13 protein-coding genes are annotated in these 15,372 nt (G+C 35.5%); 6 read left to right on the top strand and 7 right to left on the bottom strand.

The window, feature by feature from the left end; all coding sequences use genetic code 11:
- Nucleotides 1-12: 12 nt before the first annotated feature.
- Together MG290_RS06945 and MG290_RS06950 are read right to left on the bottom strand one after the other, a co-directional pair.
- On the bottom strand, nt 13-3,060 hold the full coding sequence (locus MG290_RS06945) for a SusC/RagA family TonB-linked outer membrane protein (protein WP_264563089.1): 3,048 nt from the start codon (nt 3,058-3,060) through the stop codon (nt 13-15).
- Nucleotides 3,061-3,188: 128 nt separating this feature from the next.
- Nucleotides 3,189-5,237: a S8 family serine peptidase gene (locus MG290_RS06950; protein WP_264563090.1), complete on the bottom strand. Its 2,049-nt coding sequence runs from the start codon at nt 5,235-5,237 to the stop codon at nt 3,189-3,191.
- Between the two features lie 104 nt (nt 5,238-5,341).
- Between MG290_RS06950 and MG290_RS06955 the strand changes: the two genes are divergently transcribed.
- Nucleotides 5,342-5,947, top strand: coding sequence for a ribonuclease HII (locus tag MG290_RS06955; RefSeq protein WP_264563091.1), 606 nt, complete (start codon nt 5,342-5,344; stop codon nt 5,945-5,947).
- Nucleotides 5,948-5,973: 26 nt separating this feature from the next.
- Here the strand turns inward: MG290_RS06955 and lipB are convergent, their stop codons facing one another.
- Nucleotides 5,974-6,675 carry a lipoyl(octanoyl) transferase LipB gene (lipB, locus tag MG290_RS06960; protein WP_264563092.1) on the bottom strand — a complete coding sequence of 234 codons (702 nt, stop codon included), beginning with the start codon at nt 6,673-6,675 and terminating at the stop codon, nt 5,974-5,976.
- Between the two features lie 130 nt (nt 6,676-6,805).
- On the opposite strand from lipB, the gene lysS reads away from it, so the two are divergent.
- Nucleotides 6,806-8,509, top strand: a complete 1,704-nt coding sequence (gene lysS, locus MG290_RS06965) for a lysine--tRNA ligase (RefSeq protein ID WP_264563093.1) — start codon at nt 6,806-6,808, stop codon at nt 8,507-8,509.
- Nucleotides 8,510-8,566: 57 nt separating this feature from the next.
- Here the strand turns inward: lysS and tyrS are convergent, their stop codons facing one another.
- The 4 genes from tyrS to MG290_RS06985 all read right to left on the bottom strand — a co-directional run bounded on the left by tyrS (nt 8,567) and on the right by MG290_RS06985 (nt 12,403).
- Entirely contained in the window at nt 8,567-9,871 is a 1,305-nt protein-coding gene (gene tyrS / locus MG290_RS06970; protein ID WP_264563094.1) for a tyrosine--tRNA ligase, read from the bottom strand.
- Between the two features lie 70 nt (nt 9,872-9,941).
- A complete protein-coding gene (locus MG290_RS06975; protein WP_264563095.1) occupies nt 9,942-10,340 on the bottom strand; it encodes a DUF4296 domain-containing protein in 399 nt (132 codons plus the stop codon).
- A gap of 2 nt (nt 10,341-10,342) precedes the next feature.
- The gene (locus MG290_RS06980) at nt 10,343-11,680 is read right to left on the bottom strand and encodes a dihydroorotase (protein WP_264563096.1); all 1,338 of its coding nucleotides are present in this window, start codon (nt 11,678-11,680) and stop codon (nt 10,343-10,345) included.
- Complete coding sequence (locus MG290_RS06985) at nt 11,681-12,403, bottom strand: polyprenol monophosphomannose synthase (RefSeq protein WP_264563097.1); 723 nt, start codon at nt 12,401-12,403, stop codon at nt 11,681-11,683.
- Nucleotides 12,404-12,420: 17 nt separating this feature from the next.
- Between MG290_RS06985 and MG290_RS06990 the strand changes: the two genes are divergently transcribed.
- The 4 genes from MG290_RS06990 (at nt 12,421) to MG290_RS07005 (ending at nt 15,369) form a co-directional block, all read left to right on the top strand.
- The gene (locus MG290_RS06990) at nt 12,421-13,170 is read left to right on the top strand and encodes a DUF4271 domain-containing protein (RefSeq protein WP_264563098.1); all 750 of its coding nucleotides are present in this window, start codon (nt 12,421-12,423) and stop codon (nt 13,168-13,170) included.
- A gap of 13 nt (nt 13,171-13,183) precedes the next feature.
- On the top strand, nt 13,184-13,927 hold the full coding sequence (locus tag MG290_RS06995; RefSeq protein WP_264563099.1) for a uroporphyrinogen-III synthase: 744 nt from the start codon (nt 13,184-13,186) through the stop codon (nt 13,925-13,927).
- A 108-nt stretch (nt 13,928-14,035) separates the two neighbouring features.
- Entirely contained in the window at nt 14,036-14,893 is an 858-nt protein-coding gene (locus MG290_RS07000; RefSeq protein ID WP_264563100.1) for a DUF4476 domain-containing protein, read from the top strand.
- A 143-nt stretch (nt 14,894-15,036) separates the two neighbouring features.
- Complete coding sequence (locus tag MG290_RS07005) at nt 15,037-15,369, top strand: hypothetical protein (RefSeq protein ID WP_264563101.1); 333 nt, start codon at nt 15,037-15,039, stop codon at nt 15,367-15,369.
- Nucleotides 15,370-15,372: the final 3 nt, after the last annotated feature.

The raw sequence follows: 15,372 nt of genomic DNA on the forward strand, positions 1-15,372 counted from the left end.
AATCATTTATTATTAAAATTGAACTTCTACACCGAAAGAAACTGTTCTTGGTGTTGGATATTGTCCATAATCAACAGATCTTGAACTTTCAGCATCCCATCCTCTCCATTTAGTCCAAGTGTATAAGTTCTCAGCTTGTGCAAAAACTCTTAAACCACTCAACTTCATAAAACCAAGATCTTTAGGATTAAAGTTGTAACCTAACGTTACGAATCTTAATCTTAGGTAAGATGCATCTTGTAAATAGAATGATGAACCTGAACCGTAAGAGAAATTCGATCCTGTTAATGCAGGGAAACTTGCATCTCTGTTATCAGGTGTCCAATAATCACGTAAATCATTCGTTAAATTATTTTGTTTAATCAAAGTAGGTGCTGTAAAGAAATAATACTCATTATCGTATCTCCATGCATCTAGTGCATAAGTAAAGTCAGCTGTTAAGAACCAGCCCTTATGTGTAAAGTCTAATCCAAAACCACCTTGATAAATTGGCATTGCAGATTTATTTAACCATTGGAAATCTCCATCATTTGGCTCTTCTGTAACACCACCATCTCTACTACGGAACATCATGTTACCGTTATCAGGATTAATTCCTAGATATTCTGCCATATAAAATTCATTAAACATGTGTCCTTCACGGTAACCTACTAGACTTCCGTCCCAATAAGTACCATCTTCAGTTGGAATTTCTAACACTTCGTTTTTGTTATAAGCACCAACTAATCTCAAAGTTAACTTAGTATTTGTTTCATCTTTACGAATCAAATCCCCTGCAATGTTTACTTCAACACCATCATTTTTCATAGAACCAAAGTTTGCATTGATTGTAGAAGATCCGTTAATCGCAGAAATTGGTGTATCAAGATACAAATCATCTGTTTGTTTTCTATACACATCTACACTACCTCTTAAACGATTATTCCATACACCAAAATCTACACCAATATTTGCTTGCGTAATAACTTCCCATTGTAAGTTTCTATTAGGTAAACCAGTTAAAGCTAAGCCCAACTCTTCATTATAACCAACACCTGAAGCATAACGTGTGTCATATAAATGAGCAGCACCAAATAAACCAGTATTCAAGATATCTTGGTTACCAGATGTACCATATGAACCTCTTAATTTTAGAGTATTGATAGCAGAATCTTTCATAAAAGCTTCATTGCTAATATTCCAACGTCCTGCCACTGACCAGAATGTTCCCCAACGGTTATCATCTGTAAAACGGAAAGAAGCATCACGACGAATTGTAGCATCTAAACCATAACGTCTGTCATAGTCGTAACTAGCTGTTCCAAAATATGAGAACAAACCTGCATCTTGTCTAGATAAACCAGCTGTCGGAGCATATAATTGATAATTAACTGCACTACCTACCCAACCGGTATAACCACCATCTGACCAAAAGATCGGATCAAAACCTTGTTTACTGATACTACTTGATCTAAAGTGTGCTTTTACATATTCTACAAATGCCGCAGCTGTTACTTTATGTACCTCATTAAAGGTATTTTCATAACGTAAATTTGTATTTGTTGTAAAAATCATACGCTCTTCTTTGATATCACCAACACGTCCAAAAAACTCTCTATTCTGTGGGACACCAAATAAATACTCATTAAAAGCATCATATCTCGTCCAACTGTTTTGATTGATATTTTGGTAATCTACACCTGATTGATTAGATAATTTAAAGTGATCGCTTAATTTATAAGAAATATTACCATTAACTAATAATTTTAACTCATTTTGACCAAAACCAGTAGTATTTAATTTATCTAACAAGAATAAAGGCATACCGTCAGATATACCGACACGTCCATTTCTATAGTCATCATACAAATTAAAGCCATTTGAGTAGTTGTTTGGATTCAAATATGGTAAAGATTGAAATGCACCTAAAAAGTAATTTTGGTTTACACCATTACTACCTGCAGAATTTTCCATGTTTGATTTTGAATAATTTGCATTAAAAGTAGTACCATAAGTTAATCTTCCTGAATTATTTTTACCATCTAAATTCGTTCTTAAGTTGAAACGCTTTAAATCAGTATTTTTCAAAATACCTCCAAATTCAGAGTAACCTACTGATGTAAACGTTGAAAGGTTTTTAGCACCAGCACTAAAAGTAACAGTATGCGTTTGTTGAATAGCATCGTTAAAGAATACATCCGTCCATTTAGTATCGATAGCTCGCTGAGCAGCTGTTAAATTAGAACCAATACCTGGATAATAACCTCTTGCAGTACGAACGAAATCATCATACTCTGCAGTATTCATCAAGTTATACTGGTTTCTTTGAATAGATGAAACCCCAGTAGTTCCGATATATCGGATACTTAAATCAGATTCAAAAGAACCTCTTTTAGTGGTAATAACAATTACACCATTTGCTCCACGGTTACCGTAGATAGCTGTTGCACCAGCATCCTTCAAAATATCCACACGATCAATTTCGTTAGGGTTCAATGAACGGAAACGATTTGATGACATTGGAATACCATCGATTACATACAAAGGTTCTGTTGAACCATTAATTGATCCAGGACCACGTAATGTAACCTGACTCGTAGCACCGGGTTGACCAGAACCTGTCATAATGTTCAAACCAGGCACCTGACCTTGTAATGTTTGAATAATCGAAGCATTAGGACGACCTTCAATTGTCTTAGAAGTTACAGAGGATACTGCATTAGCGTTTTCTTCTTTAGATGTTGTTCTGTAAATATCAACAACTAAACCAGGGCCTAAATCTGTAAAATCGGCTTCAATTAAAGTTACGTTTAAGATGTTTGAATCTGAAACGGTAACGGTTGCGGGCTTATATCCTTCGTAATTTACTTGAATTCTATCGCCCTTTTTAAGTGATAATGTATATTCCCCTTCTAAATTTGTATCAGTACCTAATTTAGTACCAACTATCATTACAGTAGCCCCGGGAATTGGGTCACCGTATTCTGTCCTTACAACTCCAGTCACTTGCTTTTGTGCAAAACCTACTTGCATCATTAAAGCAAAGAACAGAGTTAAAATCCAAGTAAACTTTGATCTCATATTAATTTAATTTGAATTAGTTTAAGTACAAAACTAATCCTTTTTTATATAATAACAAATTTTTAACACATAAAAAAGAGAGAATTGTTGTAACAATTCTCTCTTCTATTTAAAACAATAGCTAATAATTATTTTTTAATGAACTTATAGCTTTGTTGGATATTCTCTTTTGAAATCTTAATCATATAAATTCCAGTGTTTAATTCAGATACATCTAGATTTACATTATTTGTAGTAAATTCCATATTAAATTCTTTCACTTTTTTACCACTTACATCAAATATAGCAATATTAGCATTTTTAAGCGTTTGCAAATCACCTTCAATATTTAATTGTGTATTAACAGGGTTTGGATAAAGCGTCAGGTTGTTCAATACTTCATTTTCTAAAGAAACTGTACCATCAGTTGCAGGCATAATTCCTCCAGCTCCAGAAATAATTAATGAGTACTCTTGCATACCTCCTTGTAGTGTACCTTTATGCGAAACAATTAATTTGTAATTACCTGCTGCTGCATTTTGTGGTTCAATTTTTTCAATATTATCTCTAGCATTATCCACAAGACGAGTTGCTATATTAGATGACGTATGCGAAATCCCCATGTTTTGAACTAATGACCAAGGATAATAGGTTTGATTTGTATCCATATTGATTAATCGCAAATCCAAATCATTCACTAGTTTTTTTATGTTTAAATTAGATGTTGAACTTGGCGTTACCGTACCTGCAGGATCATTCCATGCAATTGTAGCAACCAATGGTTCTACTCCATCATAAGAAAACTCATACTCAAAAGTTGTTCCTTGCGCAATCTCAAACTCTTCAAATATAGCGGTACCAGCTTTTGCTTCATCTATAATCTCTACGCCTTTTGCCGCATCAATCAGCCCCCAACCAAACATAAAATCAGGTCCTACTGACGGTCCTGTTTCTCTGGCAGTATGCGCCATCAACGCGCGAACAGATGCCGATTTCATATACTTTGTTCTAACTTCGTTATGATAACCTTGCCACAAAGTAAACACACCCGTTACTGCTGGAGCAGCCATTGATGTACCGCTTTTAATAGAGGTATCCGCCAGCCCAGAATTATCAGTAGACTTCACATTTACACCTTTTGCCGAAATATCAGGTTTAATTCTAAAATCATCTGTTGGACCGTAGTTACTAAAACTAGACATAAATGGCCCTACGCCTGCTACACTAACAACAGACGTTGCCCCCGTAATTCCTGAAAAATCTTCTGTACCTTGAGTAGCAGCAACTACAACTATATTTTTAGAAACCCCTGCTTGACTTAATAAATCTTTACCATTTGGTTGAGATGGATTAAAATTAGCATCTCTATCATTTCCTGCGGCGAATACTATCGTATAATAAGGTGCATTATTGGCTAATTCATCATAATCTCTAGCTCGTGAATTATATTGACCAAAAATTGATGCTGATGCACCTGATTGTGAAAAATTAAGACCGTAAGAGTGATTAGACACATAGATAGGATTAACCAATGTAGTTGCAGCACTAGTCATAGCAGGGATATCATTAACATTTATGCCGTTATATGCATGTATTATCGCCTCGTAAGCAAATCCTTTTGCTGTATTATCTCCAAATTCTCCTGCAGCAACAGTACCTGCTACGTGAGCAGCATGAGATCTTCCCTCTGCACTAGATCCATTATTGGCGTTATTTTTTATTTGATAACGCCCCCCTGTGAAAGCTACGTGATTTGGTAAGCCAGCACCACCGTCCCAAACTCCAGTAATCATTCCTGCACCTTCAATACCAGCAGCATGTAGCGGCTTAGCATTAGCTGTTTGTAAAGAACTAGCGACAGCTGAATTATTAAAATACATATTTTCAGACCCTTCTACATTATATGTAGTATTATAGATTAGCCCTCCTGTTTCTTCATCGTAGCCAAATAGAGCAAAAGCATTGCCGTCTTTTTCACCAGAAATAGGTTTCCCTTCACTCCTTGCTATCTCTACTGCCTTTTGATAATTCACCTCATATTCCATTGCTTTTTCCTGAGCAAACTTTTTTAAGTACTCAATATTTGTAGCTTTTAGAACATAATCAGGCATTCTTTGCTCCTCTTGTGCTTGCACATTTGCGTTACCTAACGAAAATGCTAATAAAGCCAAAAACAACTTTGTAATTTTATTTTTCATTATATTTTAATATTAATCATAATACGTTTAACATTTCAAATTTATGTAATTTTGTTGTAATCTTTTCATTTTTATCAAATTATTGTAATATTTAACATTCTGTTATGTTATTAAAAACGTTTAGCGGCTTAAAATACGAAGTTGGAACTGATGAAACTGGCAGAGGCTGTTTGGCTGGTCCGGTTACTGCTGCTGCAATACTTATCAATCCGGAATTAGAGAGTGAATTAATTAATGACTCTAAGAAATTATCAATAAATTCTAGAAATCAATTAAGACATTTTATTGAAAAACACAGTGACTGCTTTCGTATTGCGCATGTTTACGAGGATGTTATTGATGAAATTAATATTTTAAATGCATCAATCAAAGCGATGCACTTAGCCGTTGGGCAATTACATTTTGAACCCGACTTTATTATTGTTGATGGCAATCGCTTTAAACCATATAAAGAAATTCCGCACGCTACTATTATTAAAGGTGATAGTAAATATTTAAGTATTGCGGCTGCGTCTATTTTAGCTAAAACATATCGCGATGAATATATGTTACAACTGCACGAAGAATTCCCTATGTATGGTTGGGATAAAAATATGGGTTATCCTACTAAAAAACATCGAGAAGCTATTTTGGAATACGGCCCTTGCAAATACCACCGCAAAACATTTCGCTTATTACCGGAACAATTGGTTTTGGATTTGAATAAATGAGGAGTGAAATTTCACTCCTTATTATATTATACAAACTCGGCTTCAAAAAGTTCTTTAAAATAATACACAATTTTTTGTTTTACGGCTTCTTCATCTACTTTTTCCACTCCCAATTCTACGTTTAAAGAAGCTACTGCTTTTCCACGGATGCCACACGGTATGATATGATCAAAATATCCCAAATTGGTATTTACATTTAAAGCAAAACCATGCATAGTTACCCAACGCGAAGCACGCACACCCATTGCACAAATTTTGCGGGCAAAAGGAGTACCAACATCTAACCACACTCCTGTTTCTCCTTCACTGCGTTCGCCTTTCAACCCGTAATCGGCAATGGTTTTAATGATTACATCTTCCAAAAAACGTAAATATTTGTGAATATCGGTAAAAAAATTATCTAAATCTAAAATAGGATACCCCACAATTTGCCCAGGACCGTGATATGTGATATCTCCTCCCCTGTTTATTTTATAAAAAGTGGCATTTTTCTGTGCCAATTGTTCTTCATTTAACAACAAATGCGCTAAATCTCCACTTTTTCCTAAGGTATATACATGCGGATGTTCCACAAATAAAAGGTAATTCGGTGTAGGTTGTATAGCATGTTCATTTTTACGGTTTTGCGACTTTAGATTCAGGATATTTTGAAATAAATCCTCTTGGTAGTCCCAAGTATCCTTATAATCTTTTAAACCTAAATCTTGTATTTGAACTTGTTTATTCATTTCGTTGAAAATTTTAGTCAAATTTAATCAAATATAATCAACCTTTATCTTAAAAAAGATTCAAAGAAATTGGTATCAAAAAACAAAAAATAATTAATTTTGCAGATTAAATAAAGAAATTTTAATTTTTATGCAACTTTCAGAACAAGAAATCATCAGAAGAGAAAAATTGAGCAAGTTACGAGCACTTGGCATCAATCCTTATCCCGCTAATTTGTTTCCGGTAAATCATACATCGAAACAGATAAAGGACACTTTTGAAGAAGGCAAGAAGGTTGTAACTGCCGGCAGATTAATGAGTGTACGCGATCAAGGTAAAGCCAGTTTTGCAGAAATTCAAGATCAAGAAGGCAGAATACAGTTGTATTTAAACCGTGATGTGATTTGTACCGGCGAAGACAAAACATTATACAACACCGTTTTTAAAAAATTGACCGATTTAGGTGATTTTATTGGGATTGAAGGCGAATTATTTACCACACAAGTAGGTGCAAAATGTATTCGCGTTGAAAAATTTTCAATTCTTTCTAAAACCTTGCGCCCGTTGCCATTGCCAAAAACCGATGACGAAGGTAATGTGTTTGATGCCTTTACTGATCCAGAGTTGCGTTACCGCATGCGTTATGTAGATTTAATTGTAAACCCACAAAATAAAGAGATTTTTATAAAACGCACCAAATTATACAATGCTATGCGCTCGTTTTTCAACGATCGTGGCTATTTAGAAGTTGACACCCCGGTTTTACAGTCGATTCCTGGTGGTGCAGCGGCGCGTCCGTTTGTAACACATCACAATGCTTTAGACATTCCTTTGTACATGCGTATTGCCAACGAATTGTATTTAAAACGTTTAATTGTTGGTGGATTTGAAGGCGTTTACGAGTTTTCTAAAAATTTCCGAAACGAAGGAATGGACAGAACCCATAATCCGGAATTTACAGCAATGGAAATCTACGTTGCCTATAAAGATTACAACTGGATGATGGATTTTACCGAGCAATTATTGGAACATTGTGCCATTGCTGTGAACGGAACCAGCAAAGCGACTTTCGGAGCACACGAAATAGATTTTAAAGCACCGTACAAACGCGTAACTATGCGCCAAGCGATTATTGATTTTACTGGTTTTGATATTGATGGAAAAACCGAAGACGAAATTCGCGAAGCTGCTAAAAACATGGGAATTGCAGTTGATGATACAATGGGTAAAGGAAAATTGATTGATGAAATTTTTGGTGAGAAATGTGAAGGAAATTATATTCAACCTACATTTATTACCGATTATCCAAAGGAAATGTCGCCTTTAACAAAAGAACATCGTGAAAATCCAGAGTTAACAGAGCGTTTTGAATTGATGGTTTGCGGTAAAGAAATCGCCAATTCGTATTCCGAATTGAACGATCCAATTGATCAGCGTGAGCGTTTTGAAGAGCAATTGAAATTGTCTGAAAAAGGCGACGACGAAGCCGGACAATTCATCGACGAAGATTTCTTGCGTGCTTTAGAATTCGGAATGCCACCAACGGGTGGTTTGGGCATAGGCATGGATCGATTGATTATGTTTTTAACTAATAATCCTTCGATACAAGAAGTGTTGTTTTTCCCACAAATGCGCCCAGAAAAAGCAGCACCGGCTTATGAATTAACCGATGAAGAAAAAATTATTCTTGCTATTTTAGAGAAAAACGAAAATAAATTGGCACTAAGCTCTTTAAAAGAACAAGCTGCTTTGAGCGGCAAAAAATGGGATAAAGCTATGAAAGCTTTAGCTTCTTACGGTTTAACCAAAGTTGTTACAGAAAACGAAGAAAAGTTTGTAACTGCGCATTTATAGGGATAGTTCTAGGTACAAAAAAAAGCTGCTAATAAAAGCAGCTTTTTTTTATATAATTTATTTCACATTCAAAACAAAGTAATTTTTCTTTCCTTTTTGCAACAAAATAAACTGATTGTTGATTAAATCGTTTGTTGATAAATTAAAACCTTCTTGCACTTTTTCACGGTTCACCGAGATTGCGTTTTCTGCTAAAGCGCGTCTTGCTTCTCCGTTTGACTTCATAAAGCCCGATTTTGCGTTTAAAACTTCAACGATATCAATCCCTGCTTTTAAATCTTCCATTGATAGCTCTGCTTGTGGAACACCATCGAAAACTTCTAAAAAAGTTGGGGCATCTAAGGCTTTTAAATCGTTAGCCGATGCGTTTCCAAACAAAATATTTGATGCTTTCACAGCGTTTTCAAATGCTTCTTCAGAGTGCACAAAAACGGTTACTTCTTTCGCCAAACGTTTTTGCAATGGACGTAAATGAGGTGTTTCGTTATGTTCTGCAACTATTTTTTCGATTTCTTCTTTCGATAAAAATGTAAAAATCTTAATGTATTTTTCCGCATCTTCATCCGATGTATTCAACCAAAATTGATAGAATTTATAAACAGAAGTTTTATCTGCTGTCAACCATACATTTCCGCCTTCGCTTTTTCCAAATTTAGAACCGTCTGCTTTTGTAATTAAAGGGCAAGTCATTGCATACGCCTTAGAACGCTCTTCATTGTCAACATTCATGCGGCGCACCAATTCGGTTCCGGTGGTTATATTTCCCCACTGATCGCTTCCGCCCATTTGCAACAAACAGTTGTATTCTTTGTTTAAATGGTAAAAATCGTATCCTTGGATTAATTGGTAGGTAAATTCGGTAAAACTCATTCCGGCACCATCGCTTTCAAAACGTTTTTTTACCGAATCTTTTGCCATCATATAGTTTACGGTAATTCGCTTCCCTACATCGCGTGCAAATGCAATGAACGAAAAGTCTTTCATCCAATCATAATTATTCACCAAAACCGGGGCATTTTCATCTTTTGCATCAAAATCTAAAAAACGTGATAATAAAGCTTTAATGCCGTTTACATTTTTTGTAAGCGTAGCCTCATCTAATAAGTTTCTTTCATCTGATTTGCCTGATGGATCACCAATCATTCCGGTTGCACCGCCCACTAAAGCAATTGGTTTATGACCGAAATCTCGTAAATGTTTCAGCAAAATAATGGGCACTAAGCTTCCAATGTGTAAGGAATCTGATGTTGGGTCGAAACCTATATATGCGGTAGTAGATTCTTTTGTTAATTGTTCTTCTGTTCCAGGCATCATGTCGTGAACCAGTCCTCGCCAACGTAGTTCTTCTACTAAATTTTTCATTTTAAATTATTTTTTTGCAAATATACATTTTTCAAAACTAAAGAAAGCTACAAAAAATGCAGCTTTCTAATTATTGATTTTTTCTTCTTGAAAATGGAATTTCTTTGAAATTCACCACCGGCGCTATTTGTTCTTCTTCTGCAGGCTTTGTTTTTCGCACTTCTTCTAATTGTTTTTGAAGCCGATGAATCACCGAATCGTAAATTGCCGTGTAAAGTTCGGGGTTTTGTTGATAGGCTTTTTGTGCCTTTACAAATTGCAAACTATCAATGCCGTGTTTTTTTAATATTTGTTCATACGATACCACATATTGCAAAGTATCTCTTCGGTTTGCTGTGTTTCGGGCACTTGATGAAACGGTGAGGTCATAAATCACATCGACCATTTTATCTTGTGGAATAACCGCTTGTTCGGTGTTTGAACAGCTAACCAAAAGGATTAATAAAAATATTGAAATTAGATTTTTCATAATTATCTGTTGAATAACAATCGTTTACCAAAGCGTTTTTCGCTAATGATACCATTTTCCATTACCACATTACCGTTTAGAATAGTGGATACAACTTTTGTGGTAAACGTTTTTCCTTCTAAAGGCGACCAACCGCATTTTGCTACAACATTTTCTTTGGTAACCATCCATTGGTCTGCGTTAAGATCCACCAAAGCCAAATCGGCAAAAAAGCCTTCTTTTACAAAACCTCTTTTCTCAATTTTAAACAAAATTGCCGGATTATGCATCATTTTTTGAGCCACTTTTTCCAATGAAATTTTACCTGCTTTGGCAAATTCTATCATGGTTATCAATGAATGCTGAACCAAAGGTCCACCCGATGGTGCTTGTGCATACTTCTGTGATTTTTCTTCTAAAGTGTGAGGCGCGTGATCCGTTGCAATCACATCGATACGATCGTCTAACAAAGCCTCCCAGATTTTTTCACGGTCTGCTGCCGATTTCACTGCCGGATTCCATTTAATGAAATTGCCTTTGGTTTGGTAATCTTCATCTGAAAATAATAAATGATGCACACAAACTTCGGCAGTAATCATTTTTTCTTCCAAAGGAATGTCGTTTCTAAACAAATCGGTTTCTATACCGGTGCTGATGTGAAAAATATGCAAACGTGCGCCTGTTTTCTTAGCCAATTCAATTGCCTTTGATGATGATTTATAACAAGCTTCGGCGCTGCGAATCACCGGATGTTGGCTTACGGGAATGTCTTCTCCAAATTGCTGTTTTGCTTTTGCAAGGTTTTCGCGAATGGTTTGCTCGTCTTCGCAATGCACTGCGATAAGCATTTTGGTTGATGAAAAGATTTTTTCAAGCACTTCTTCGTTATCAACCAACATATTACCGGTAGATGATCCTAAAAAAAGTTTAATTCCGGCCACGTTTCGCGGATTTGTCTTTAAGATTTCTGCTAAATTATCGTTGGTTCCGCCCATCATAAACGAATAATTGGCATAGGAAGTTTCGGCAGCAATTTGATATTTTTGTTCTAAAATTTCTTGAGTCACAGCGTTTGGAACCGTGTTTGGTTGTTCGATAAATGAAGTGACACCACCAGCAATCGCTGCTTTCGATTCAGTCGCAATGTTTCCTTTGTGTGTTAAACCGGGTTCGCGAAAATGCACCTGATCGTCTATAACACCCGGGAAAATATGCAAACCAGTAGCATCAATCACTTGATCGGCATCAGTGGTAATTTGGGTATCAATTTTAGAAATCATTTCATTTTCGATTAATATATCGGCTTTGAAAACAGTTCCTTCGTTTACTATTGTTCCATTTTTAATTAACAGCGTACTCATTTATAAAGTTTTAAATAGTTTTTTAAATCGTAATTGCAACACACCCAAAACGGCTTCTTTTATAATGTTTCCAGACATTTTTGACTTCCCTTTGGTGCGGTCGGTAAAAATAATAGGCACTTCTACCAGCTTAAAGTTACGGGAAAATGCCCGATATTTCATTTCTATTTGAAAAGCATATCCCACAAATTTTATTTTATCAAGGTTGATTTGTTCTAAAACTGAACGATGATAGCAAATAAAACCAGCTGTGGTATCCATAATATTCATTTGGGTAATAAAACGCACATAAACCGATGCAAAATAGGAAAGCAACACGCGGCTCAAGGGCCAGTTTACCACATTGACGCCTTTAACGTAGCGCGAGCCAATGGCAACATCTGCATTGTTTTGGCAAACCGTTAAAAGTTTGATCAAATCGGCTGGGTTGTGCGAAAAATCGGCATCCATTTCAAAAATGTATTCGTATTGATGTTTTAATGCCCATTTAAAACCAGCCACATAAGCCGTGCCCAAACCGTTTTTTTTAAGGCGTTTTTTTAAATAAATTCTATTGGGAAATTCTTCAGCAATTTGTAATACTTTTTCTGATGTGCCATCGGGTGAGTTGTCATCAACCACCAAAACGTCAATGGGTGTATCTAAATACATAACGGCGCGCAAAATATCCTCGATATTTTCAATTTCGTTAAAAGTGGGTATTACAACTATGTTTTGCTTCATAAAATAATTATTGGCAAATGTACTTTTTTTTAAATGTAGTTTTCTTAATAAAATTAGAAGGTTTTATTCGATATAAAATTAGTATTTTTACGCCGGTTATGGAAATAGATTTTTTACAAAGGAACATTTCGTCGATAGACTGGGTAACGGTGCTGGTTGTGGCTGCCTTTGCCGCTATTGTTATTACCCGAATTACGTTTCCAAACCGGTTCAGCGATTTTGCAAAACTGGCGTTTTCGAACAAATATCTTTCCACGTATCGCGATTCCAACAACATGAAAAGCGGCTTCACCATAAGTATGTTTTTTGTGCAAATGGTATCGCTAAGTCTTTTTGTGCATTACATTATAAGCCTTACTGGTTTATCTGAGCTTAGTTATTTTCCTACCTATTTGCGTATTCTAAGCATTCTTTTGTTTTTTGTGCTAGTAAAATATTTTATTGAAAAAATCATTGCGGTTTGTTTTAATATGGAAGAATTTGCAGAACAATACAATTTGGTCAAGGTAAGTTATCGTTCCTATTTAGGATTATTGCTGCTTCCTGTCGTAGCCATTCTGTTTTACAACCGATTTTCATTTGATTATTTCATATGGATTGTATCAGGGGTTTTCGTGCTTTTTAATGCCATTTTGTTTCTTCTTCTCTTAAAAAATTATCAAAAAGTATTTAGTCAGTTTTTGTTTTATTTTATTTTGTATCTTTGCACCTTTGAAATAGCACCGTATATAATCATGTACCATTGGTTTGTTATTTCTAAAACATAAAGCAGAAAAATATATGAAAGTGAAATCAATTTTGGTGTCACAGCCAGAACCTAAAGTAGAAAACTCCCCGTATTTCGATTTACAACAGAAATACAAAGTAAAAATTGACTTTAGACCTTTCATTCACGTTGAGGGTGTAAACGCCAAAGAAGTGCGTGTTCAAAAGATAGATTTGACCAATTTTGGCTCTATAATTCTTACGAGCAAAAACTCGGTAGATCACTATTTTAGAGTGGCAGAAGAAATGCGTTTTAAAGTTCCTGAAACCACTAAATATTTTTGCCAATCGGAAGCCATTGCATATTATTTGCAGAAATATGTAGTATATCGCAAACGAAAGATTTATGTGGGACAGAAAGATTTTGGAGATTTATCGCCTCTTATAAAGAAATTTAAAGACGATAAATTTTTATTACCCGCATCAGATAAATTAAACGATGATGTGCCACAAACGCTGAACGATTTAGGCGTAAACTGGACACAAGGAATATTTTTTAGAACCGCAATGAGCGATCTTTCCGATTTAAAAGATGTAAAATACGATGTTTTATGCTTTTTTAGTCCAACGGGAATCAATTCCTTGTTTAAAAACTTTCCCGATTTTGTGCAAGACAACACCCGAATTGCTGTTTTTGGAAGCACTACTAAAAAAGAAGCTGAAGATGCAGGCTTGCGCGTAGATATCATGGCGCCAACCCCCGAAGCACCTTCCATGACCATGGCAATAGATCAATATTTAGCAAAAGTGAACAAATAATAAGCAAACAACCTCTTCATTCCGAAGAGGTTGTTTTGCATTTAGCCTATTCGCAAAAGATTGGCACGATTCATGAAAGCACCTTTTTGAACAAAAACTTTATCGATCATGAAAAAAATAATTACTCTTTGTTTACTTGCCCTAAGCAGCCTTACTTTTGCACAAGAAGCCGGAAAAAAAGGCGAACTTTTAAAAAACGAAGCTTCTAGTTCTGAAATGAGAACCCAACGAAATAGCAACGCCGCACGAAGCATTTCATCGAACCAAACAAATAATCGAGCATTGATTCGAAACAACAATCCGCGATACACTTGGAATCAAAACAATGGTTATGCCGAAGTGTTCCTACGAATTCCTGAATTTGGTTATTACACTGTTGAGATCGATGATCAGGTAATGAGTTCTTCTTCGGGCAAATACCGTTTTTTTGATTTACGTTCGGGCAGAATGATGCTTTCTATTTATCAAGACCGCTATTTAGTTTACCGCACTTCCTTAAACATTCGAAACAACACCCGTATGGTTTTAGACTATTTTAGCAACCATGGTTTGTATTTGTTAGATTCGTACCGAGTGCAAGGACAGATGTATGGTTTTAACGAATGGGATGATGTTTGGAACAACCCGTACAACAATATCTCTGGTTTCAACAATTACCCGAATACATCGCGCGGAGTTATGGACAACCGTTCGTTTGAAAGTTTTGTGCAGTATTTAAAAAAATCGGCTAGTTTCGATGACAATAAATTGGCTTATATACAGCAACAAGTAGGTGTAACTTGGTTTACATCGCAGCAAATAGCTGTTTTATTAGATACTTTTTCGTTTGATACCAACCGCTTAAAAGCCGGCAAACTATTGTTTGATTATTGCGCCGACAAACAAAATTTTTATACCGTTTACGATAGTTTTGATTTTAACAGCAACCGCCAAGAATTAATGAACTACATTTCGAACAGAAGATAAAACAACCATTCTCTTTTTTTATAAAATTCAATTAAATTTTAGACTGATTTCCACGCATAGCATATGAAATCACTCTTATCAAAATGTTAATCCTATACAAAAAACTCTTAATTCGTCAGGAGTTTTTTTATATTTGCAGTTCTATGAAATCAAACAAGCAAATCATATCATTGTTTTTTAGCATTTGCGTTCTTGTAACGCTAATGTTTCAATCGGTGCATACGTATTCGCATTTGGTTTCCGATTTTTTAAGTACAGATACGCACCATGATAAACATGATCAACTGGCAAACCATCATTCCGATGATTGTCAAATCTGTCACTTTACTTTTAGTCCGTTTACAACTGTTAAACCAGATGTAATCGTATTTTATCCCACCAAAACATATCCAAAATTAAACGCATTGTATCAAACAACTTCTGTTGTTGCTTCGTTTGATTTTGTATCACTTCGCGGTCCGCCGGTTTTTGTTTAGTAT

The organism is Flavobacterium sp. CBA20B-1, assembly GCF_028473145.1.
Lineage (GTDB): Bacteria > Bacteroidota > Bacteroidia > Flavobacteriales > Flavobacteriaceae > Flavobacterium.

Bases quoted from the DNA above. Each gene is read 5' to 3' on its own strand.
- MG290_RS06945 (WP_264563089.1), bottom strand. From the start codon at position 3,060: ATGAGATCAAAGTTTACTTGGATTTTAACTCTGTTCTTTGCTTTAATG.
- MG290_RS06950 (WP_264563090.1), bottom strand. From the start codon at position 5,237: ATGAAAAATAAAATTACAAAGTTGTTTTTGGCTTTATTAGCATTTTCG.
- MG290_RS06955 (WP_264563091.1), top strand. From the start codon at position 5,342: ATGTTATTAAAAACGTTTAGCGGCTTAAAATACGAAGTTGGAACTGAT.
- lipB (WP_264563092.1), bottom strand. From the start codon at position 6,675: ATGAATAAACAAGTTCAAATACAAGATTTAGGTTTAAAAGATTATAAG.
- lysS (WP_264563093.1), top strand. From the start codon at position 6,806: ATGCAACTTTCAGAACAAGAAATCATCAGAAGAGAAAAATTGAGCAAG.
- tyrS (WP_264563094.1), bottom strand. From the start codon at position 9,871: ATGAAAAATTTAGTAGAAGAACTACGTTGGCGAGGACTGGTTCACGAC.
- MG290_RS06975 (WP_264563095.1), bottom strand. From the start codon at position 10,340: ATGAAAAATCTAATTTCAATATTTTTATTAATCCTTTTGGTTAGCTGT.
- MG290_RS06980 (WP_264563096.1), bottom strand. From the start codon at position 11,680: ATGAGTACGCTGTTAATTAAAAATGGAACAATAGTAAACGAAGGAACT.
- MG290_RS06985 (WP_264563097.1), bottom strand. From the start codon at position 12,403: ATGAAGCAAAACATAGTTGTAATACCCACTTTTAACGAAATTGAAAAT.
- MG290_RS06990 (WP_264563098.1), top strand. From the start codon at position 12,421: ATGTACTTTTTTTTAAATGTAGTTTTCTTAATAAAATTAGAAGGTTTT.
- MG290_RS06995 (WP_264563099.1), top strand. From the start codon at position 13,184: ATGAAAGTGAAATCAATTTTGGTGTCACAGCCAGAACCTAAAGTAGAA.
- MG290_RS07000 (WP_264563100.1), top strand. From the start codon at position 14,036: ATGAAAAAAATAATTACTCTTTGTTTACTTGCCCTAAGCAGCCTTACT.
- MG290_RS07005 (WP_264563101.1), top strand. From the start codon at position 15,037: ATGAAATCAAACAAGCAAATCATATCATTGTTTTTTAGCATTTGCGTT.